Genomic DNA, 22,701 nt, shown 5'->3' with positions numbered 1-22,701 from the left:
AGTTGTGTTAAAGCTTAATTGTCTAAAACTTTAAATAATGCGTTTTTGTTATAAAAAAGGGAAAATTTTATATTTATGACAATTAATGACTATTGTTCATTTTATTGATTTTTCGTTTTTTGTAGCACTTGCTGATAATGTTTTGGCGTGCAGGCATATTCTGCTTTAAATAACTTATTAAAATAAGATACATTTTTATAGCCAACCGAATAAGCAATTTCAGCTACATTTGCCTCGTCAGACAAAGCTAATAATCGTGCTGCTTCGGTTAATCTCAGTTTGTTTAAATAACTGCTAAAAGTAAAACCCAGTTCAAGTTTTAATAAATCATTAATTCTATTACGGCTAATACCAATAGCCTGTGCTGTTGTTTCTAAATTTAAATCTGGGTTTGCATATTCGGTCGCTAAAAACTGAAACAAATCTGCTTTAGTTTTATCTTTTTGCGGCTGTATGCTTAATTGTTGATATGCAACCAAAGGTCGCTCGCGCATTAATTTTTCTTTTAATGCAAAGGTAAGTGCCTGTGTATGCTTATGAAAGAACAGCCAAATAAAACCGCCCCAAATTATCACTAACACAACGCCTAAACCATATAAATAACGCCAGTCGCGTGCGATGAGTTTTAAGTCACTAATTTGAACTCGGCTGGTTATATCGGTCGGGCTTTGACCTGTGGTACTAAATTGGATTTTTGCGACTTTATCTAAATAGTAGTTATTATGGGATAGCTTAACTTTAAACATATAAAACCACCAAAGCTGTAACTCTAAACGAGACAAATCAATTTCAATTGTTTGCCAGTTTGAATGACACGAAAAAAACGAAGCTGGTGCACGGTATGTTAAAAAGTCATCCGGATCAGATAATTGCTCATCATAAGTAAATACAATAAAAGTTAAAACGTTTTCATTTGAGCACTTAACATTAAAACTTACCGTTGAATATTGACTTAAATCGATCAGCTTTTGCTGACCAAACTCATCAATAAAATTCAGCCCTAAGGCTGAAAACGGATATTCAATTTGTGAGGATACCAATACATCAAAGTCTAATGTTTTTTCTATATCATTGATTTTGATGGTTGAGTTGCCACCGGTATGAGCATCTTTATCAATTTCAGCTTGCCAGTTAAACTTATTTTTTTCAGCCTGATTGTGATTATTAGGTAACAAAAAATGATGGATAAAAGTTTGTTGAATACAAAAATAGCTTAATCCGACAGTTAACATAATTAACCCCAGAAAAATCAGCGCTACTTTTTTGTAAAAATGGAGCATTAAATATCAACCTGCTTTTAATTATTTTGAATACCCGTAACTGGATAAAACAATCGAAAAATTAAATTTAGGTTAAATTACCTTAGCAGAACGCTAAGTCAATTAAAGGTGGGTAAAGTGATTAAAAATAGGAAAATTTGTTACAAAAATAATATTTTTTAGCATGAGTTATTCGCCACAGCTTTCAAGACTTTGACTACTACATTTGAAAACCGTGGCAAATAACATCAATTTTTATAACTACACAAAGCCTAAACTCTCTATAGTTATGGTACTGCACCCAGTTGTTAATCTATACTTTGAATTCCAGTTAAACTAGGCTTGGTTTGGTTAATGCTGCCATCCGTATTAAAGTTCAACTTATCAATACAAACTTCACGATGAAAACCTGCATCACCCCCCATATACATACCATTTGGACGGCTGAATCTGTGATAAACAATAAACCACTCATCGGTACCTTGTTTATTAATTACGGAGTTATGCCCTGTGCCTAAAATCTCTTGAGCTAGATCTTTTTCAATCACCAAATTATTTTCACTGATGTTTAACGGACCAGTAGGTGAATCAGCAGTAGCATAACGCACTCGGTAATTAGGTGAACGGGTATCGTCTTCTGACCACATAAAATAATATTTACCATTACGGAAAAATACTTCGACACCTTCTCTAAAAGTTGAATCAGGTGTCATTACCTTAACTGTCGATTTATCAATACTAACCATATCGTCATTCAGTTCAGCCACCGCTAAATAGCCATTCCCCCAATATAGATAGCTTTTCCCAGAAACTGGATCGGTAAAAACATCAGGGTCGATTTCCTGTCCGCCACCGACACCATCAGGTCTAAAGTCAATCAACGGCTTGCCAGAATCTACAAATGGACCTTGAGGATTATCAGCAACGGCCACCCCTATTTTTTGAGCCGCGGTAAAATAATAAAAATATTGATATTCTCCATTGATTTTCTTCTCAATTCCGGTTGGAGCCCATGCATTTCGATCAGCCCAACTTACATCGGTTTTAAGATCTAAAATTTTGCCTTCTTTTGTCCAGTTGACTAAATCAGGGCTGGAAAAAGTTTCAAAATAAGTACCTGACCAGCCATGAAAACCGTCACTGGTTGGGTATAGATAATATTTATTATCCCGCTCAGAATAAATAATCTCCGGATCAGCATAATAGCCTTCAACAATAGGGTTATTATTTATCTGCGCCATAACTTGGTATGTTTTAGTCTGGTTATTAAAACTAAATTCGTAATCGATAGGACCTTGACTAAAATCTTGAGCACCTTGCGGTGATGTTTTAACACCTACTTTTGTCTGAAACTGAGGATCAAAAGATTTTAAATTAGCACCTACACTAAGTGGTAAGTAAATGGTTTGATTTATTTCATCAATTGAGACATTCATGTTTTTAACCCATTCAGATTGAGCTGTTGGTGCATGAATATTTAATTGATTAGAGAATTTAATATGGCTATCCTGAGTTTGAGTTGTGCTTTCTTGCGAGCAGGCTACAAGTAAACTCCCCACCATAAATGAAGCTATTATTTTGAATTGTGTGCGCATTAAATTATCACTCTTATTTTTCAATTTTAGATTTTTGAATATACAAATCTTTGTTAATACTATTTAAACGAAAATAAAACCAAAAACCGTAATTTTTGTTAGATATATTCATAACTAATATGACATCTGCTCCTAATTTTAAATTTCTTTCCTTGTATCAACTGCTCAATTTAGAGCTATTTTAAAAAATTAATCAATTTTTTTTATTAACTCAATTTATTGTTTTAAAAGAAAAATCCACTCTAAAAAATAATTATTTAACAAAAAATAAATATTTTTTTACGGTTTTTTTTGACCAGTCCGTTTTATCCATAACAGTTCAACACTGTTAATCAGGCTATGAAAATTTTGGATTTTCATAGCCTGATTTTATTAATAAAGAGCTTATAAAACTCTTTACAAAAAATTCAACAAACACACAATTGTGGAGAAATTTATGCGTCACAATAAATATCCATTTATTCCAACAGCGCTATCTTTAGCAATCGCAACTTCATTCACACCTTTTGCTTTTGCTCAAGAAGATACAGAACAAACAGAAGAACAAATCCAACAAGCTAAAAAAGATGCAGAAGTTATCGAAGTAAAAGGTCTTCGTTCGAGTTTAATCAAAGCTCAAGAAATCAAAATGACTTCAGACTCTTTTGTTGATGCAGTTGTTGCGGAAGATATTGGTAAATTACCAGATGTAACTGCCGCAGAAAGTTTAGCTCGTATCACCGGTGTACAGGTTGATCGCTTTAACGATGAAGCAAGTGCTGTATTAATTCGTGGTTTACCTGATGTAACAACCACTTATAACGGCCGAGAATTTTTTACCGCTGAAAATCGCCGTGCATCATTGCAAGATTTTCCGGCACAAGCTTTGGCCGGTATTGAGGTATATAAATCAGCTACTGCTAAGTTAGTTGAGCCAGGATTAGCTGGTTTAGTTAATGTGCGAACTCGCCGACCTTTTGATTTTGAAGGCGAAAAAATCGCAGGCGGCTTTCATTTAGGTTACAACGACCAAAGTGAAAAAACAGCCCCTTCTGGCAACTTATTATATTCAAATCGCTGGGATACAAGCATAGGTGAAATTGGCTTTTTAGGTAATGTGACTTATGCTAAATCTGAGTTTTATAACGGTGTTCGTTATAACGCAACATGGTTTAAAACCGCAGAAGAAACATGGGATAATGAAGCACCTTACGAAGATGGAGGCTTTGTATTTCCGGCGCGAGTGGGTTTATATAACTCAGCAGGTAAACGTACTCGTCCATCAGCTAATATGGCGATTCAATGGCGTCCAAATGATCAGTTAGAAGTCTATTTTGACGGTATTTATCAAGGTTACCGAGGACGCAATCAAGTTGATAATTTCTGGTTTGCATTAGGTGAAAATGATTGGTTAAACGGAACTGGCACACCTAAATATACAGATATAGTTATGGTTGATGGTACTGATGATCAGGTTAAAAGCTTCACCCAAACCGGTAGTTTCCCACCGGAATTTACACGCTCAGCTGCATCTAGCAATACAGACACTTATCAATTTGCTGTAGGCGCAATCTGGAAAAATGATAGAATTAAAATTGAAACGGATTTAGCTTATACCGACAGTAAATACGATGAAAAACTCTGGAACTTAGACGGTATGGCTAACTTTTCTCCTACCGTTGTTGTAGATTTTTTTGGTGACGGCGGCGCATTATTCTCAGCACCAGACTGGGACGTTACAGATGAAAGCACTTACAATTTCCGCGGATATTATGAATCCAGACATAATGTAAGTGGTTCAGGTATTCAATGGCGAACAGACGCAACAATCGACACTGAACTTGGAGATTGGTTACATACTATCGAAACCGGCTTCCGTTATAGTGATCGTGACGCCACGAGAAGTTCCGGCTCCAGATATTCTGGCTGGTTAGCAGAAGACCACATTCCAATGTCTGACTTACCATTTTTAGAAATGGAGTTATCACACGACCCATTCAGAACCGATAAACAAGGATTTACCCAATATATGTCACCTTCACGAGACAGTATTGCCGGAAATGCTGATAAGTTACAGGCATTTGTTTACGACTTACTGATAGAAAAAGGCAGTGCTGATGCATCACTCTGGAATCAACCGATTGCAGATGATCCAGCGAATGAGTGGTTAGCAAAAGAAAAAACTTATGCTGTATATCTCCAAGGTAAATCATTTTTTGAAGTTGGTAATGTTGGCGTCGACTTATTTACTGGTGTGAGAATAGCTCATACCGAGGGTGATAACCGAGGCATTGCAAATGTCGACGTAGATGGTGTTCAAACTTTAGAACCGAGAGTTTCAAGTAATTCATTTACCGATGTTCTACCAAATATCAGCTTCCGAGCACAGTTAACAGATGATCTTCAACTACGGGCAGGTTTTACTCAAACCGTTACTAAACCTAATTTTGGTGATATGAATCCAGCCTTAACAATTACCGAAGTTACATCTAGTAATGATCCAGATGGTGAAAAAGATTTTGATGCGGAAGGCTCTGGCGGTAATCCAAATCTTAAATCATTAACTTCTGATAATTACGATATTAGCCTTGAGTATTACTTCTCAGACAGCGGCTATTTAAGTGCCGCTGCTTTTTATAAAGATTTATGGGGCTTTACTAACTGGTATACCCGTTATGTTGAGACTCCGGATTATGGCTTAGTAAAATTAAACCGCCCCGAAAATACCGGCGAAGGTAAATTAAAAGGCTGGGAAATCAGTGGTCAAACCTTCTTTGATTTTGACTTTATGCCAACCGCTTTACATTATATGGGTATCACAGCCAATATGACTATGTTGGAAGGTGAAACCAGAAGACCAAATGAAGACGGTACCTTTGGACCATTTGACAAAATTACCGGTCTGTCAAAATATACCTATAATGCCGCAATTTTTTATGAAAGAGAGGGTTTCTCAACCCGACTTTCATATAACTTACGCGATACATGGGTTAACTGGTATGGTGCAACCAGCCCAGATGGAGACTTCGTTGGCAATAAAACCCGTGCCAGAAATCGCCTTGATTTCTCAATTGGCTATGAGTTTAACGAGCATTTAACTGTGTATTTTGATATGGCAAATATTTTAGCTAAACCTTTCAAAAACTTCACTGTTATGGAAAATGGCGTAAGCTTCCCACAAGACGTACGTGACGAAGGTCGTTACTACGGTGGTGGCTTCCGCTTTAATTTCTAATCACCCAAAAAACAGCAGCCGATGCAATATCGGCTACTTATCAAACTTTATGGCCCACCTCTTGGGCCATGCTTCTCCCAAATAAAAACCTATTTTTTCACGGTATTTTTGTATCTACAATTTAATAACAGGTAATAAAATGATTCCATTTAAACTTTCAGCACTTGCGCTCGCTCTGACTCTAGCTGCTTGTGGGGGTTCAAATACAAATAATGATTCAAACGACAATAATAACGAAAACTCGGTGACCCCACCAAATCCAAATGACTCAACTGATATTATTGTGCCTGCGCAAGAGGCTCATTTAATCGCACAGGGTAATGCAGAACGTACAATCGCATTTAACACCATTGACACTGGTTTAGACAAAAAAATAGACAAGTGGGGCTTAGATACCGCATGGGCAGATCATAATAATGTCATTCGTGGTACTCGTTTTATGGGTAAAGAGCAGGTTGATCTGGTACGAGTTTCATTTCGTCCAACTGACCCACTTGAAATAGATTCTCAAGGTGAGTACCAACTAGCAACAACAACGGTCTTAGATGACCTTACCATGTATGAATACGCAACCAAACGTATCGATATACTGAATCAAGCCGGTCTGACAAATATAGATGTTGTGATGAACTCAGATCACCCAAGAATAGACTCTTGGTACAAAAATAGTGACGGTACTGCCAATGTAGAACACTGGATTGAGTTATTTAAAGTAACCAGAAATTTTTTTGAAGAAAATGGTCATCAGGTTATCGGATTAGGCCCATTCAATGAACCAGATTACACCTCAACAGGCCAAGGCAGTATGCAAGACTTTTTAGCAATATCAACAGCAATCAAAGCCGATTCATATTTTGATGACCTTTTTGTCAATGGTGGTAACACCTTAAATAATGACGAAGCATTATCCTGGTATAACATGTTAAAAGACACGCTTGATTATGGAAATACCCATCAATTAGCAGGGAGTTTTGCTCAATATGCTGGTTTTTTTAAGCAAGTAAAATCCGATGGTCGAAAAGCAATGAATGATGAGCTTCACAATATTATGGAAGCTATGGTCGGAGTTGAATATGGTATTGATACTGGCATTTTTTGGGGTAGTGCTGAATATACCCGTGGCCAATTTGTGCAGGCTAGTGATGGTAAACGATTAGGTTATGCAGAGCATAGACCTCACTGGACGGCTGCTTCCGTATACCGTGCACCAGACGGGAAAATACAAGCATTTGCTAGTGGCTCTGAGCGTCAGGCAACAACTACAAAGTATCGCTTTACCGTAAAAGATAAAGCTGTATTTTTTGATGGTCATGGACCTTTATATAACTACACAATTACAGTGCCAGGCGGCAACGGTTATTGGATTGATCAACCTAATTATGAAACAACAGTTAATATTGAATGGGGTGATGATATCCGCCCTGTTATTGGTGGTCGCTATAAAATTGTAAACAAAGAGACTCAACAAGTATTAGAGATGGAGGGTTCGGATAATGGCGCTAACTTCCAAGTTTCTGACGATAGAGGTGAAGATATTCAACTTTGGAATGTATCCAAACGAGCCATAGATGCTGGCGGTGACGATGTTTATTATTCTATGGTAAACCATAGTACAGGTGGTTCACCTGATATTTGGGATTGGAATTTAGACGTTGGTGGGGATATTAGACAATGGAGCTTTGCTGGCGGCTCCAACCAAGAATGGATTTTACAATATGAAGGTAATGGCTGGTTCTCTATTTGTAGTCGTTTCAGCTCATATTGTATTGAAACAGCTGGAACTAACGCACAGCAAGAAGAGCACACAGGTGAAGATAAACAATTATGGCGTTTTATTCCCGAAGGAGTTGAAGTTGAATTGATTGCACCAAATGCACCTAGCAATTTACAGGCGATTGCTCAGTCAGAGTCAATTGCTTTAAGTTGGGATGCTAATTCAGAAATGGATATTGCATCATATACTCTGCTTCGCTCGACTAATGAAACAGACGGGTATGAAATCATTGCCCGTAACTTAGCTGAAACTAACTTTGTTGATAATACTGCCCAACCTAACCAAATCTACTTTTATAAATTAAGAGCAGAAGATAAAGCATTTAACTACTCTGAACTATCATCCTCAGCTTCTGCTGCATCAACAGGAGAAGCTACCTTAGTTGCACAGTTTTCATTTGAAAAAAATGCAATAGATAGCAGCGAAAATCAAAACCATGCCGCTGTATCGGGTGAGTTAATCTATGGCGCAGCTATTGAAGGCGATTATGCTCTTAAATTAAATGGCCCAAGTCAGTTTATTCAATTGCCTGCTGGCATTGCTAATTCTGATAATCTAACTGTTTTAGCTTGGGTAAAATGGAATGGTGGTGACGCCGAGCAGCATATTTTTAATTTCGGTAATGATGACTCTGAAAATATAACATTAACGCCTAAATCAAAATCAGGTTCGCTGCAGCTAAGTATTAACCAAAACGGGACAACTCAAACCTTGGAGTCGACCCCAATAGACAGCGGAGAATGGATACACTTAGCTCTAGTTTTTGATAACAGTAAAGTAAAGTTATATCAGGATACTATATTAGTTGCGGAAACATCGGAGATAACTTTAAAACCAAGTGATATTAAGCCAGTTGCGAACTTTATTGGTCGTGGGCAAAGCAGTGCGGGCCAATATTTTAATGGCAGTATAGATGATTTAAGAATTTATAATTATGCACTGACTGAGAATGATGTTCAGGCTGTCTATCAACCATAAAGAAAAAGAGCCTGATATTTAACAATATCAGGCTTCTTCTGATTTTACTCTAACCAAAAGATTATCTTAAACATATAGATAATTAGTTTTTTAATCATCCATTTCCTGACCAAAAACAGGGAAACCATTTTTGTCCCAATGAATAACTCTAACTCTGGTATGGCGATTCGGATCTGTCAGCGGATTACCAATAAGCTTTTGATAATCACGTGCATGATAAATTAATAAATCCGTTTTACCATCCTCCGCTAACGTAAAGCTATTATGTCCTGGGCCAAAGCGCTTTAGCTTTGCATTAGTATAAAAGACTGGTTGTGGCGACTTATGCCATGATTTAACATCCATTAAGTCAGCATCTATATCTGCCCATAATAATCCCATTGCATAATTATGATCAGTTGCACTGGCTGAATAAGTTACAAAAACTTTATCATTCTTAATTAATACAGCAGCCCCTTCATTTACGTTATGGCCCACAGTTTCCCAATCTAATTCTGGTTTAGTTAAACGAATAACAGGTCCAGTTAATTTAGTTGGACTGCTCATTTGAGACATCCACAGTGCTGTTCCTCTAAAACTGTCATCAGGTGGACTTTGAGCCCAAATCATGTAATGTTTACCCTGGTGCTGAAAGTGGGTTGCGTCTAGTGCAAATGACTGCCAGCCAGAATCAACTTGACCCTCTTCAGTCCATTCGCCTTTTAATGGGTTAGCTGAGTCGTTAGATAAAGCGTACATCCTAATCGCCCAAACATTTTCCGCTTCACCCGCTGCGAAGTATATATACCATTTACCATCAACTTTATGTAATTCAGGAGCCCAGATATGCGCTCCCATGATACCTGCTGTATGCTTTTTCCAGATCACTTTCTCAGGTGCAGTTTTTAACCCATTTAGGGTTTTAGAGCTACGCATTACTATACGATCAAATTCAGGGGCTGTTGCAATGAAATAATAGGTATCTTCTTCTTTATAAACCCAAGGGTCTGCTCTCTGCTCAACTAAAGGATTAATAAACTCAAGTGATCGGTTATCATATTCTGTAGTCTCTAAACTATCTGGAGACATATTAGAGCACCCAATCAATAGAAAATTAGATACCAAAATGACAGCATATAAAAATATTTTTATTTTCAAGATATTACCTTACTTATCAATTGAAGATTCAGCCTTTTATGGTTCAAAAAATGAATCACATAAAAGGCTGGTTGTACATTTATGGCTGTTCGGCCTGTGTAGGTGTAGCCAACTCTAAGATTTGTTCAGCTTCTAATGCATAATTATAAATTCTAAAATCATCTATTGAACCGACAAAAGTAGGATCGCTCCATTGGCTGCGACCAATAAAGTTTTGTTGATTTTGCGAATCGGTGTAAATATCTGTTGGATTAATAAAGATATAACCAGCAACTTGCAACTGGCCATTAATATAAACCTTAGCAGTATTACCGCTCAAAGTGATAGCAACATGTACCCACTGATTAGTTGGTAATGCCTGTGTCACCATAGATTGCTCATCCCACCAGCTTTGTGTCGTTATAGAAAACTTCATTTTTCCATCCGCATCAGCTGGTGTTAAAAACATATACCGATTAGTATCCACCCCAAAATCAAAAATTCGTTGTAACGGCGCCCCTCCCTGCCAGTTTATCCAACTTGCGATAGTTATATCTTCACTATTAGCAACATTGTCTGGGAGCTGTATGTGCTCACCCCACCAATCCCAGCCGCCGCTAAGTTCTAAATATTGACCGTGACCAACAACAGATTCTTCATTGCCATACGAAATTGAACCAACCCCGCTACCATGATGATATTTTGAACTGCTGTCTGTAGCATCACCTTCAAATTGATAATGAGCAATTTGTTGGCCATTTGATTCATTATCTACCAAAACAAATTTCCACTGCTGACGATCACTATCATTAAACTCGCCTTGAATCACATTTTTGGTTTTAGTTTTTATATCCTCTAAGTAAAGATTACTGTGTCCGCTTCGAATATAAAAATAACCATTATCAGCTGGTTCTAGCCACCACTTTTGATTCAAACTGTTAAAGTTATCCCACTGTGCAATATTACCACCATCTGATGTTGACCATTCGTAAACATCTGCAGATTTTCCGCTTTCAACATTAATGAAACTTAAATAGCCATCGCGTGAGCGAGATATTTTCCATTTTTGATTATCTGACCCTGTGTCTTTAGCAGTACGTAAATTTGCACCATTTTCTAGCCCTTCTGCTTCAATCACTCGGTTACCGGCTTTATTCACTATTTTCCAAGTATAACCATCAAGAGCTGGCACACTCGGCTCTGCATCTATATTAAAGTAACCCCCATGAGGATCGGCCCAAGTAGGCATCATAAATTCTTTTAAAGGACCTATCCCTTCAAAATACACCGCTTGATCATCAGAAATATATCGAAAAGAATGGTTAGGACCTTCGCGCTCAAAACTGCCAGCAAACCCATAAACCTCACCGTCAGGTGCACGATATACAGCGCCAGTAGCATCTTTCCAACGTAACTCACCATAACCTAAACGCTTGCCTTGTACGGCATTCACTAATTTACCACGAGTTAAAAGTGCATCAGCCCACCAGATTCCACCTTGCATTCCATACTCTGCGCCATATAAAACCTCTGCCATACTATGTAACTCATCGTTATAAGGCACATCACCATTAGCTAAAACATGCAATATAAAATTAATATAATACTCAGAGCCATTTCCACCCCAGCTTGCTAATTGATGCAAAGTACCATGTGTTGCAACATCAGCAACTGCATCATACCAATCTTGGGCACTACAACTGCATAAAGTGCTAGCAGCATGTAATTCAGTTTCCGAAAAAACTGGGCTTTGCGCTGTCAATAACATAATCTCACGCAATGTTTGAGGCGTCCCCATTCCAACCCAATAATCTGGCTCATTAAAAATTTCTAAGGCATGAATAGGCTGGCCAATATATTTTTGAGTAGCTTCCATTAACGCAAGCCAGCGCTCTGGAATAGCATTACCTTCATCATCTAAATAATAAGGATGAGTTGGCCCGTCGACCTGACCGTCTCCGTCATAATCACGATATTCACCAGTAGCAGGCGTTAAAGCAATCGGCACTGAGCCTGCTAATGCAGCCAAAGAAAGCTGAGTGTCAATAAAGGCTTTTGATTCAGGTCCAATTTCGCCATTTTCATCCAAAGGTTCAAACATAAAAAAATTAACACGTACAACATCAACCTGATCTTGTCCCAGATGAAAAATAGACTGGCGCACATTATCCGGGCTTGGCCAAGCAGTATCGACACCCCAATGTGTCATAGCTTTAGTTTCCCCTTCCCCATTAAAGTTAAAATGAATGTCAGTAGCGTTTGCTGGCATCCCAATTAAACAAAATGGCAGCATTAGATTGTTCAGTTTTAAGCCAGAAATAGCTCTAAATAAAGGTTTACATTTCATAAAATTTCGCCTTAACAGTTATTAAATATCTAACCCACTCTTAATTTTTCAAAAACACTTCATTGATTCTAAAAGTGCAACATTTAATTAAACGAAAAATGATCACAAACCCGTAAACAATTTAAACAAAAAGCCAACACTCATTACGGTAATATTTATCGGCTAAAAATATCATATTAAGTCAGCAATCTTACCTTGCATAAATAACCACACGACAAAACTCATCTTCGAAATCACATCAGGTTAGTCAAGCTTAGCCCTACCATTTCATCCCTAAAACTGCGCTATATGCTATTGAACTCTGAAAGAATAAAATTTGATCCTGAACCTGATCTTTATCTTTCATTTGTACATTTTAAGAACAATTTTTACGGTTTTAATCTTAGTTAACGTTTTATTAACAGAGTCGAATAATAAGGCTCTTAACTCGCTCAGTTTTTATCCTAAATTCAGCTTAAAAACTGTTTTGTTATGATAATAAAAAGGTACTAACATGAAGATAAAATGGCAAAGTGTGGATAAATGTTTTAACACGTTTGTCCAAGCCAACAACACCAGTAATCATTTGAACTTTATAAAGAAACCACTTAGTGTGTTATGTAGTTTATTAATAGTTTATCAGGCCAGTGCAGCAGAACAGACTGTGGTTTTTGAAACCGAAAGTGTAGGTGAATATAAAGGTATTGATTTATGGGGATTAGATACCGCATGGTTGTGGGATCTTAATGTGATTAGGGGCGTTAATCATACGGGTAAACAAAGAACCGATGTTATCCGCTTCTCTTTTACCGGTGATACCCCACTAGCAGATACAAATGGCGATGGTGTCAATGATGAACTAAGTGGCAGCGGACTAGAAGAGTTTAATACCCGCCTAGCACTAGTTGAAACCTATACCGATGCACATACCACTTTATATTTAAATACAGATACCGAAAACTGGACTTCTAATCCATATTTAGTGAGTGGTGGTGTAGATGCAGTAAAATGGGCAGAATTAATTACGATTACAACCCGAAAAATTCAGCAAGCCGGACGGCAGGTTGTCTCGGTTGCGCCATTTAATGAACCCGACCATGGTACATGGCAAGGTGATGTCACTCGCTTTGGTGACGTAGCTTGGCAACTCAGAAATAATCCTGATTTTGCAGAGTTTAATACCGGGGCCACTAACCCAATCAGATTAATGGGTGGCAATACGCTCGATAACAGTAATGCAGCGGCATGGTATAACACATTAAATGGCTGGAATTATCTGGAAGAAGGCAATACTCACCAGCTTGCAGGTAGTTTTGATGACTATGCTGCATTTTACCAAAACGTAAAATCAAATGGCGATGTCGCAACCAACGATGAACTGCACAATGTAGCTGAAGCTATGATTGGTGCAGAATATGGGATGGAAGTGGGTATCTGGTGGGGAACAGCAGAATATACCCGCTCTGAATTTGTAAAGGCCAGTGATGGTGAGCGTCTGGCATATTCTGAAAATCGCCCCAACTGGACTGCAGCTTCAGTATACCGAGCTCCGAGTGGTAAAATTCAAGGTTTTGTTGGTGAATCAGAACGTCAAGCAATACCAACAACTTATCGATTTTTATCTAAAGACAGAGCTGTTTTTTATGACGGCTATGGTCCGATGCATGCTTTTGAAATCACCACAACCGGTGATACAGCTTATTGGACAGCCAATCATCACAATGCAGAGCGGGTAGTTAATATTACTTGGGGCGATGATGTTCAACCTGTTATCGATGGTCGTTACTATTTAATCAACCGCAGTACAAAACTTGCTATGCAGGTAGACAGCGGCGAAGTCAATATCGGTCAGGGCACACCAGCCAATATCAATAATCAATATTGGGAAGTCCGCCCGACCCCTAATACACTGGGTGGTGACTATAGTTATTTTTCCATTGTAGATGTACAAAATAACATGGCACCTTATGTAGATTGGGGCAATATGAATGATGGTGATAATATTGCCACTTCAACCAATGTGTTAGATCCTAAATCACTTTGGTTTCTCCAATATACAGAAGATGGTTGGTTTAAAATTGGCAGTCGCTGGAGCGCTCTATATTTAACAGCCAATGGGGCAAATGTAGAACAACAAGCGGACTCGGGTACGCATGAGCAGCAATGGCGCCTTATTCCAGTTACAGCAGATCCAACTGATTTTATAGCACCTGCGCAACCAGTTAACCTGACTGCGAGCGCAAATTCAGTGTCGGTAGCTCTAAACTGGACAGCCAACACAGAAAATGATCTGTCCGGTTATAATATTTTAAGAGCAAATGCATCTGGCGGTTCATACGAGCTTATCGCCCGAGGTATCACAGCAAATTCATATACAGATAATACAGCGAACCAATCAACAGCTTATTATTATATGGTAGAAGCCGTTGACAACTCATTAAACCGCTCGTCAAAATCTTCAGTAGCTACAGCGACACCAACTGGTTCGGCTGGGTTAATTGCGCATTATACTTTCCAAAATAATGCTTTAGATCAAACAATTCATGCAAATGATGCAGTGCTCAGTGAAAGTGCCCAATATACTAATTGGAACACGACAGAAGGTGCAGTGAATTTATCTGGTGGGCATGTTAACTTACCAGCTGGTATAGCTAACCATGATCAACTGACAATTTCATCATGGGTATACTGGCAAGGTAGCTCATCTTGGCAAAGAATTTTTGATTTCGGCAATGGTACGCAAGATTATCTGTTTTTAACCCCAAAAGGGGCTGATGGCAACATGCAGTTCCAAATGCAACATAATGGGGTATCAGAAACACTTTCTGCACCCGCCTTACAAGCAAACCAGTGGATTCATACTGCCGTTGTTCTTGATAATGGCGTAGCCAGACTCTATGTTGACGGAGCATTAACCGCTTCTACCACAACAACGATTAAACCTTCAGATATTAATCCATTGGTTAACTTTATTGGCAAAAGTCAATTCCCTGACCCAGCAATGGAAGGCTTGATAGACGATTTCAGAATTTACAATAATCCATTAAGCGCGTCCGCTATCGCAGCGTTGGCTGCAACTCCGCCAACTCAGCCTTATAATCAAATCCCACTGACCAATGCAGATTTTGAATCTGGAATAGATACACGACCGGATTTTAATGGCTTTGACCAAACTAATGATGTCCCAGGCTGGACCGATTATGGTACAAACTCTGATTCAGGCGTTGAACCGGGTGATGCCTGGTGGGGAACATATCAAAATAGCTATTCAGGCTTTATGCAACCGAGTGACGCCGGAGCCTATTTATTGAGCGACTATACAATTAAAGCTGGTGATACATTTAATATTGGCTTTATCGCCAAAAGCTGGGATAACTCATCTCAGTGGACTGCAACACTATTTTATGATTCACCAGCGAATGTAATAGGCACTTATTCGCAAAATATTAACGGCTCCTGGACAACCTACAACGCTGATATTTCTGCTACATCGGCATCCGTAGGCGGTAAATTAGGTGTTTTATTTGTCAATACTGGTACTGGTTTCGCTAATATTGACAATGTTAGTTTAAGTGTACTGACCAGTAATTAATTGGTTTAACTCAAAGTGCTAAAAGACAGGGTATATTCCATATACCCTGCTCTGTTTTAATCAACCATGATTATAAAATCCAATAATGAAAGCGCTTATGTAAAAATTGAGAAAAATATTTTTACGGTTCAGATACGTTAACTCGTTATATCTAAAGTTTGCATATAAAACATCAATTTTAAAGTCGTTAAACGACTAAACTCAATCATAAAACAGAAGCAAAACAATGAAACATATACTTATATGCCTTTTAGCTGTAATCAATGCCAGTTGTATGGTTCAAAGCCAAAATGACTCACCCTCTTATACAGCTTACTTGTTTGCCTACTTCGAAGGATCAGGAGATAAATTAAAACAGGAGCAACTTAGATTTGCAGTTAGTGCAGACGCTATACATTGGCAAGCACTCAATAACAATCAGCCAATCATTGCATCAAAACTAATTTCCCAGACCGGCGGTATCAGAGACCCTCACATTTTGCGCGGCGAAAATAATCAAAATTTTTATATGGTTGCAACTGACATGTTCACCCACAAAAATGGTTGGGATAGTAATCCAGGTATTGTGTTAATGAAATCGACTAACCTAATTGACTGGCAGAGTAATTGGATAGATCTCAGGAAATCTTATCCAGAAAAATTTGCTAATGTGCAATGGGTATGGGCCCCACAAACGATTTATGACAAAGAGGCTAACAAATATCTAGTGTATTTCACTATTCGCTATAAAGGCGAAACAAACTTAGATTTGTACGGCGCTTATACAAACGAGGATTTTAGCGGTTTTGAATCAGCACCTAAGCTGATGTTCAGAGCCAAATATGGGTCAATTGACGGTGACATTATTTATAAAAATAACTTGTACCATTTATTTTATAAAGGGAATACCAAAAATGAAGCAGGCCATGAGATTAAAAATGGAATTCAAAAAGCAACCTCAAAAAGTTTGTTTGGACCTTGGATTGAGGACTTTCAATATTTAGATGCTTACGCAAATAACTCAACAGTTGTGGAAGGCTCTTCTATTTTTAAACTCAATGACAAACATGAATATATTTTAATGTATGACCTCTACACTAGCCAAAGATATGAATTCCAACGTAGTACAAACTTAATTAACTTCACCACAACAACTGAGTCTTTTACTAAAGATTTTAATCCGCGCCATGGAAGTGTCATCAGCATTACCACACAAGAAGCTAAAAAATTAAATCAAAAATGGGGCGGTGTGCCTCAACCATTAATCAAATAAATTGAGGACTATATGAAATTTACATGGTTAAAGATAATCCTACTGAGCATACTCACTATCCCATGTGGCTTTTCATTTGCTGATAAAGTCGTTAACAAAATTACCTCTCAAGGTAATCCAGTGTTTACACACAAATTTACAGCCGATCCAGCAGCAATAGTAAAAGATGAAACTTTATGGTTGTATACCGGGCATGATTTTGAGGGAAACCAAAAAGGCTACAAAATGCAAGATTGGCTGGTATTTTCAACAAAAGATATGAAAAATTGGACAGAATATGCCGTGCCACTCAAAATATCTGATTTCAGTTGGGCGAAAAGCGGTGACGCTTATGCAGGCCATGTAGTTGAAAAAAACGGTAAATATTACTGGTATATCAGTACTAATTGGTCAGGAATTGGAGTCGCCGTTGCAGATAACCCGGCTGGCCCATTTAAAGATGCATTGGGTAAGCCTTTATTAACCAATAAAGATAGTTTTGCTTCAACGCACTCATGGGCCACAATTGATCCTGCTATTTTTATTAATGATGATGGACAGGCTTGGATTTTTTGGGGTAATGGTCAAGCTTATTACGCTAAATTAAAAAGTAATATGATCGAAATAGATGGCCCAATCCAACAAATTAAATTTAATAACTTTGCATTTACCGAAGCTCCTTGGATACATAAGAAAAATGGGAAATATTATTTGACCTACGCAACAGGTTTCCCAGAAAAAATAGCATACGCAATGGCTGATAGCATTGAAGGCCCTTGGGAATATAAAGGAATAATAAATGAAATAGCTGGTAACTCTAATACTAATCACCAAGCTATTGTTGAATTTAAAGGGCAAGATTACTTTATTTACCACACCGGAGCGATTCAAACAGGCGGTAATAGCTACAGCCGTTCCGTCAGTATAGATAAACTCGAATACAATTTTGATGGCACATTAAAAAGAGTGCAGATGACAACCGAAGGCGTGAGTGGACCTTAAAGCCACAACAAATTTATAGCCAAATTAATTAATCTATTTTCTAAGTCAGAAACACATGAACCTTAAAAATAAAAGGGTAAACTAAAATGAAAAAACTATTATTATCTTTAATGATTGGAGCAAGCTGTTTGAGTGCCGGTTGTTCACAATTGAGTGAAACATCAGCCAATTCCGTCACTGCAAAGCAAACTCAAGCAGTCGGCGGCTACTTATTTGCCACCTTTAAAGGCGAAGCAACGCCGATGACAGAGCAGGTTTATTTTATGCTCAGTGAAGATGGCAAAAACTGGAGGGCACTCAATAATGCTGAGCCAGTGTTAGTAAGCAAGTTAGGCGAAAAAGGCGTGCGTGACCCTTATATTATCCGCTCTCACGATAACCAAAAATTCTTTATGATCGCCACTGATTTATCAATCAATCTAAACCCTGATTGGGGACGCGCGCAAACCGCTGCGAGTCAGTCAATTGTTGTCTGGGAATCACAAGATTTAGTCAATTGGTCTGAGCCAAGATTAGTTAAAGTAGCCCCGGATAACGCAGGCTGCACTTGGGCACCAGAAGCCGTTTGGGATGAAGAAAATCAAACCTATATGGTATTTTGGGCTTCAAAAACCGCTGATGATAATTTTTCAAAACACAGAATCTGGGCTGCCCGTACACAGGATTTTAAAACCTTTGGCGAACCTTTTGTTTATATCGAAAAACCAACCACTGTCATTGATACCACAATCGTAAAAGAAGAAGGGGTTTATTATCGTTTTACTAAAGATGAGCGAGATAAAGCAATTACCATGGAAAAAAGCCAACAACTCATGTCTGGCTGGAGTGAGGTAGATGAGTTTTCCCTTAAAAATTTAAGAGGGTATGAAGGCCCTGCAGCCTTTGTAGTGGAACAAAATGGAGAACATGCCAACTGGAATTTATTATTAGACTATTACAGTAAAGGCAAAGGTTATCAAACATTTAGCACCCATGATTTAAGCTCAGGCGAATTTATAGCGGATGAAAACGCAATGCAATTCCCTTTCCATCCGGTTAGACACGGCACTGTATTAAGCTTAAATAAAACAGAATACCAGCGTTTATTAAAAGCTGATCAAACCAAGCAGTTTACCGTTGGTCAATAATCTTTAATTTCGTAACTGCTGTAATGACTATCTAAGTGTGATTACCAAAGGATATTGACGGTATAATTACCAAGCGAATTTGACCCGCTCAAACTATCCAGTTTTCAGATATCAATCAAACGGCCATCAGGCCGTTTGTTGTTCTAATTGTGCTTTAGAAATTCTTAGGGTTATCGGAATTGGTTTACCCGTTCAAAGGCATTTTTAACAGTAGGTTTGGTGTTATTGGGCTGTCGTTTTTCTTGCTGCCATAGTTTTAATAGGTTGTGTTCAAACTCTTTACGAATAGGGCTCTGGCAAGCATGTTTATGTACGAGCTGGCTTATGCCTGAGAAAATATCGCCGACTTCTCTGGTGAAATCATTGTTCTCTAAGTATTGACTGATAATACTGATACCACCTTGTTGGTTGCATATTGCGTTACAGGCTTGTTCGAATGCGAGGGGAACTTGATAAACATCTTTAACGGTTGAAGGGTCAACGCGTTGCTCTTCTACGCCATAATCGTTGATTATACGGTAGCCTGGAAAGTGCGTTGTAAATGTTTTCTGAAATTTACCCTCTGTGAAACAATCGTCTTTTTCTAGACTGTATTTTAACATGTAATAGCCGATCACTTCTTCTAATAATGTCAGTTCCCTGCGACTGGTTAGAGTCCTCATTATTGTACTTAAGCCGAGTGAGCGATTATCGCGGGCAAAAGACATTAATACACTTCGGCCTTCATATAGTTGCTTTTGGTAATCTGCACGGTAGATAGCATCCAGATAAATGGCGCCAGGTAGCTCGCAAAGTGGGCATTTTTCGCGCATTTGTTGTGCTTTTTTTTCAGCTATTTTTAGTTTTTCGGCTTTGGTGCCAGTGCCCAGACAAAGGAAGACAAAATCGTGGTCTTCTTTAACCACTTTACCGTTTTTGAGTTCAATACCAACTCTGCTCCAACCATTAATTCCAAGTAGTTTTTGGTTACTTAAATCAAAGAAATTCTCCCCTTGGATCTTGACCCCAATCGCAGCTCGACCAGAGTTGAGTGCGCGCATAATGGTCACTTCTTCTGCAGTGAAAGGGGTGAAAGAAGGATGGTTGGGATTGGTAAATTTGCCTAGTAAATTAGAGCCGGGCTGTAGATCGCCACATTGGTTTTTTTGGTTGTTTATCCAAACGTCTTCCAATGTCATGGTGTATAAGCCATATCGTTTAAGAAATGACTCTTTTTTCTGTCGACTGACTGTTATTTTTTCTTGGCTACTGTCACTCGATTTCACAGTGCTAGCTAGCATGGTAGCAATAAATTGAAGAATTTCTTCATCGCTGCAGTTTTCACAGCCCCCCATTGCTGGCATGTGCCCCTTGCCTTGTTTAACACTGGTTAATAGTTGGCCTATGCCCAAGGATATGGGGGCTTTCCAACTCTCGCTATCACCTATTTTAGGTGCATTGTTAACACCTGTTGCGTGACAGCTTATACAGATCTGATATTTATCTTTTTGTTGAAGACCATTCGTTGAGGGGAACGGATTCTTTGCGACTATTTGTTGAGGCACTTCCGGGATGTCGCTAGCTTGCTCTGTTCCTACGTTTTTGCCGGAAGCTTTTAGTGATTCAGCCTTTGCAGGCCAAAGGTTTTTTCCTAATTCAGTAAGGATTATTTCCATATCACTAGCTTGATAGTTGGCTCCTGTATGGTTTTGCGCGGTTATCCTTTCTAACCACTGTTCGAGTGTCTCTAGAGCCAAAGCGCCGGATGCGGCATCAAAGCGGCTAAAGCCAGCGACTGCAATAGGTCCAGGATCTTTAAAGGCTGTCGCCATACTGGGAAACAACCTTGAATGACGGAGTTTGTCGTTGCGCGAGCATGCTTTAGAAATTTGTAAGGCATAGCGACCGATGTCTTGCGCTTCTATGGCTAAAAATGGCGCACCAAAATGTGAAGAAAATATTTTATCTCTAAACAGGTTGGCAATTTCAGCAGGGCCGTTGTATTGCTGATGTGAAGACCCTTGTGCTGGCACTTCATTTGCCCATGCCAATATATTTTCTGGGCATTGCAGTTGTGTCGCCGGTGTGGAGGTTATACCTGTGTTTCTTTGTTGCTTCATTGCGGCAGCTCTAGCTTGGTTTAGCTCGGTTCGCAGCGCAATACTTGTTTGTCTTAGATTGTTTAATGCCGCTATTTCTCCTGCATAAATCGCTTGTGCATATTGCTCTATCAGAGTGTTAGCTCGGTTTAATAGGCTGTCAACTTGCTGCTCTGGCAAGGTATTGGTTGAAAGCAATTGGTTTTTAAATTGATTGATGTCTGCGGTATATGGGGCGGCATGTTGTATTTTTGCCAGCAAATGTATTTTTTGATGTTGTTCAGGAGTTTTAGTTAATAACCAAGGCTGCCCTAGTGCGGGAAAGAAAGCCATGGTGTTGCCGTCAGCAGATAAAACAGCTGTTTGTGGTGTCGCCGAGCCATACTGGCCTTTAGCATGAAAGGACAATATAAAAAACTGAGCTTGAGGATAATATCTACCTGCAATATCGAATTGTTCCACTATCGCGGTACGACCCGATCGGATACGCTGTACTGGTCTGCTAGTCCCCATCTTACCTTGCATGGCAACATAAGATTGTTTCAGCGCTTTAAATGGGCCTAGTTTATTGCGGGCGGTTGTCGAGTCATGGGACGTCTCGGAACTTAGGTCCAGTGATATGTGGCGTAGTTCGCCACGAAAATTTGATCGATCGTAACCGTACCAAACCCCAGATAGTTCAATTTCTGAAGCATGCAAGCTGCTACTGTATAAGGTTGGGACTGCCAAAATAAACATGCGCAATAAAAGACAAGCATACAATTTAAGCGATTGAGTTTTAGTGGTGAAAATTGCTAGTTTTTGTAGCATGTTCATTCGCATAGTTAATTCCATTTAAATTTTAGTATGAGCGATTTAGATCTCTTTAAAACCGTTATCCATTTTTTACCTAACACATAGATATCATCTCGAATAAATGTAGCATAGTTTTTTGGATTAGCCCGTGTAGATTGGGTTGGTTTTTCTTAAAATTAGTCTTTCTGGTTAAGATAATTAAATAAACCTGAATATTTAACCTCAGAAGAACAGGCCTGGCTTAATCCTACCAAAAATTCTAGGCTCTCGTGGTTTATAACGTAATAGTCACCACAACCGTTTTGACCGATTATAAAATACCGCTCAGGCCACGCCTCGCCAAAATAACCATTGGCTCGCACATCATTATTTTCTTCGATGATTACTCTGGCATCGTTTAGGAGGCCGAAGCCTTCGGCTTCTGTTCCGAGCAGCTCTCTCGGATAGTTGAGCATAACTTGTTTATAGCTATTTGGAAGCTTAATACCGGTTTTCTCTTCTATCGATTCAATTTCTTCCTGTGTAACGGTCAACTAAATTTGGAGACATGTTTAGGCACTTTTTAGTAACTTCTGCTCATATTGAACAGGTGAAATATTTCCCAGCTTATAGTG

General features: G+C 38.7%; 12 protein-coding genes. 6 read left to right on the top strand and 6 right to left on the bottom strand.

Going from position 1 to position 22,701, the window contains the following annotated elements; all coding sequences use genetic code 11:
- Positions 1 to 101 precede the first annotated feature (101 nt).
- The gene (locus tag N7931_RS16365; protein WP_262795425.1) at positions 102 to 1,280 is read right to left on the bottom strand and encodes a helix-turn-helix domain-containing protein; all 1,179 of its coding nucleotides are present in this window, start codon (positions 1,278 to 1,280) and stop codon (positions 102 to 104) included.
- 287 nt (positions 1,281 to 1,567) lie between these two features.
- Positions 1,568 to 2,854: a family 43 glycosylhydrolase gene (locus N7931_RS16360; protein ID WP_262795424.1), complete on the bottom strand. Its 1,287-nt coding sequence runs from the start codon at positions 2,852 to 2,854 to the stop codon at positions 1,568 to 1,570.
- A gap of 436 nt (positions 2,855 to 3,290) precedes the next feature.
- Between N7931_RS16360 and N7931_RS16355 the strand changes: the two genes are divergently transcribed.
- Together N7931_RS16355 and N7931_RS16350 are read left to right on the top strand one after the other, a co-directional pair.
- The gene (locus N7931_RS16355; RefSeq protein ID WP_262795423.1) at positions 3,291 to 6,068 is read left to right on the top strand and encodes a TonB-dependent receptor; all 2,778 of its coding nucleotides are present in this window, start codon (positions 3,291 to 3,293) and stop codon (positions 6,066 to 6,068) included.
- A 139-nt stretch (positions 6,069 to 6,207) separates the two neighbouring features.
- Positions 6,208 to 8,820, top strand: coding sequence for a LamG-like jellyroll fold domain-containing protein (locus tag N7931_RS16350; RefSeq protein ID WP_262795422.1), 2,613 nt, complete (start codon positions 6,208 to 6,210; stop codon positions 8,818 to 8,820).
- Between the two features lie 90 nt (positions 8,821 to 8,910).
- On the opposite strand, the gene N7931_RS16345 is transcribed toward N7931_RS16350, so the two are convergent.
- Both N7931_RS16345 and N7931_RS16340 read right to left on the bottom strand, forming a co-directional pair.
- Positions 8,911 to 9,888 carry a family 43 glycosylhydrolase gene (locus N7931_RS16345; RefSeq protein WP_262795421.1) on the bottom strand — a complete coding sequence of 326 codons (978 nt, stop codon included), beginning with the start codon at positions 9,886 to 9,888 and terminating at the stop codon, positions 8,911 to 8,913.
- Positions 9,889 to 10,036: 148 nt separating this feature from the next.
- Positions 10,037 to 12,283: a LamG-like jellyroll fold domain-containing protein gene (locus N7931_RS16340; protein WP_262795420.1), complete on the bottom strand. Its 2,247-nt coding sequence runs from the start codon at positions 12,281 to 12,283 to the stop codon at positions 10,037 to 10,039.
- Positions 12,284 to 12,776: 493 nt separating this feature from the next.
- Here N7931_RS16340 and N7931_RS16335 point away from each other — a divergent pair, with 493 nt between their 5' ends.
- The 4 genes from N7931_RS16335 (at position 12,777) to N7931_RS16320 (ending at position 19,214) form a co-directional block, all read left to right on the top strand.
- A complete protein-coding gene (locus tag N7931_RS16335; protein ID WP_262795419.1) occupies positions 12,777 to 15,854 on the top strand; it encodes a LamG-like jellyroll fold domain-containing protein in 3,078 nt (1,025 codons plus the stop codon).
- 226 nt (positions 15,855 to 16,080) lie between these two features.
- Positions 16,081 to 17,106, top strand: coding sequence for a glycoside hydrolase family 43 protein (locus tag N7931_RS16330; protein WP_262795418.1), 1,026 nt, complete (start codon positions 16,081 to 16,083; stop codon positions 17,104 to 17,106).
- A 12-nt stretch (positions 17,107 to 17,118) separates the two neighbouring features.
- Entirely contained in the window at positions 17,119 to 18,087 is a 969-nt protein-coding gene (locus N7931_RS16325; protein ID WP_262795417.1) for a glycoside hydrolase family 43 protein, read from the top strand.
- 86 nt (positions 18,088 to 18,173) lie between these two features.
- Positions 18,174 to 19,214 carry a glycoside hydrolase family 43 protein gene (locus N7931_RS16320; RefSeq protein WP_262795416.1) on the top strand — a complete coding sequence of 347 codons (1,041 nt, stop codon included), beginning with the start codon at positions 18,174 to 18,176 and terminating at the stop codon, positions 19,212 to 19,214.
- A 170-nt stretch (positions 19,215 to 19,384) separates the two neighbouring features.
- Here N7931_RS16320 and N7931_RS16315 read toward each other — a convergent pair whose 3' ends face one another.
- Entirely contained in the window at positions 19,385 to 22,114 is a 2,730-nt protein-coding gene (locus tag N7931_RS16315; protein ID WP_262795415.1) for a c-type cytochrome, read from the bottom strand.
- A gap of 149 nt (positions 22,115 to 22,263) precedes the next feature.
- Positions 22,264 to 22,620 carry an SMI1/KNR4 family protein gene (locus N7931_RS16310; protein WP_262795414.1) on the bottom strand — a complete coding sequence of 119 codons (357 nt, stop codon included), beginning with the start codon at positions 22,618 to 22,620 and terminating at the stop codon, positions 22,264 to 22,266.
- Between the last annotated feature and the right edge of the window lie 81 nt (positions 22,621 to 22,701).

This window comes from Catenovulum sp. 2E275 (assembly GCF_025515275.1).
Classification (GTDB): domain Bacteria; phylum Pseudomonadota; class Gammaproteobacteria; order Enterobacterales; family Alteromonadaceae; genus Catenovulum.
The sequence above is the reverse complement of the archived record's forward strand: the minus strand, read 5'-3'. Positions and strand labels throughout refer to the sequence as shown.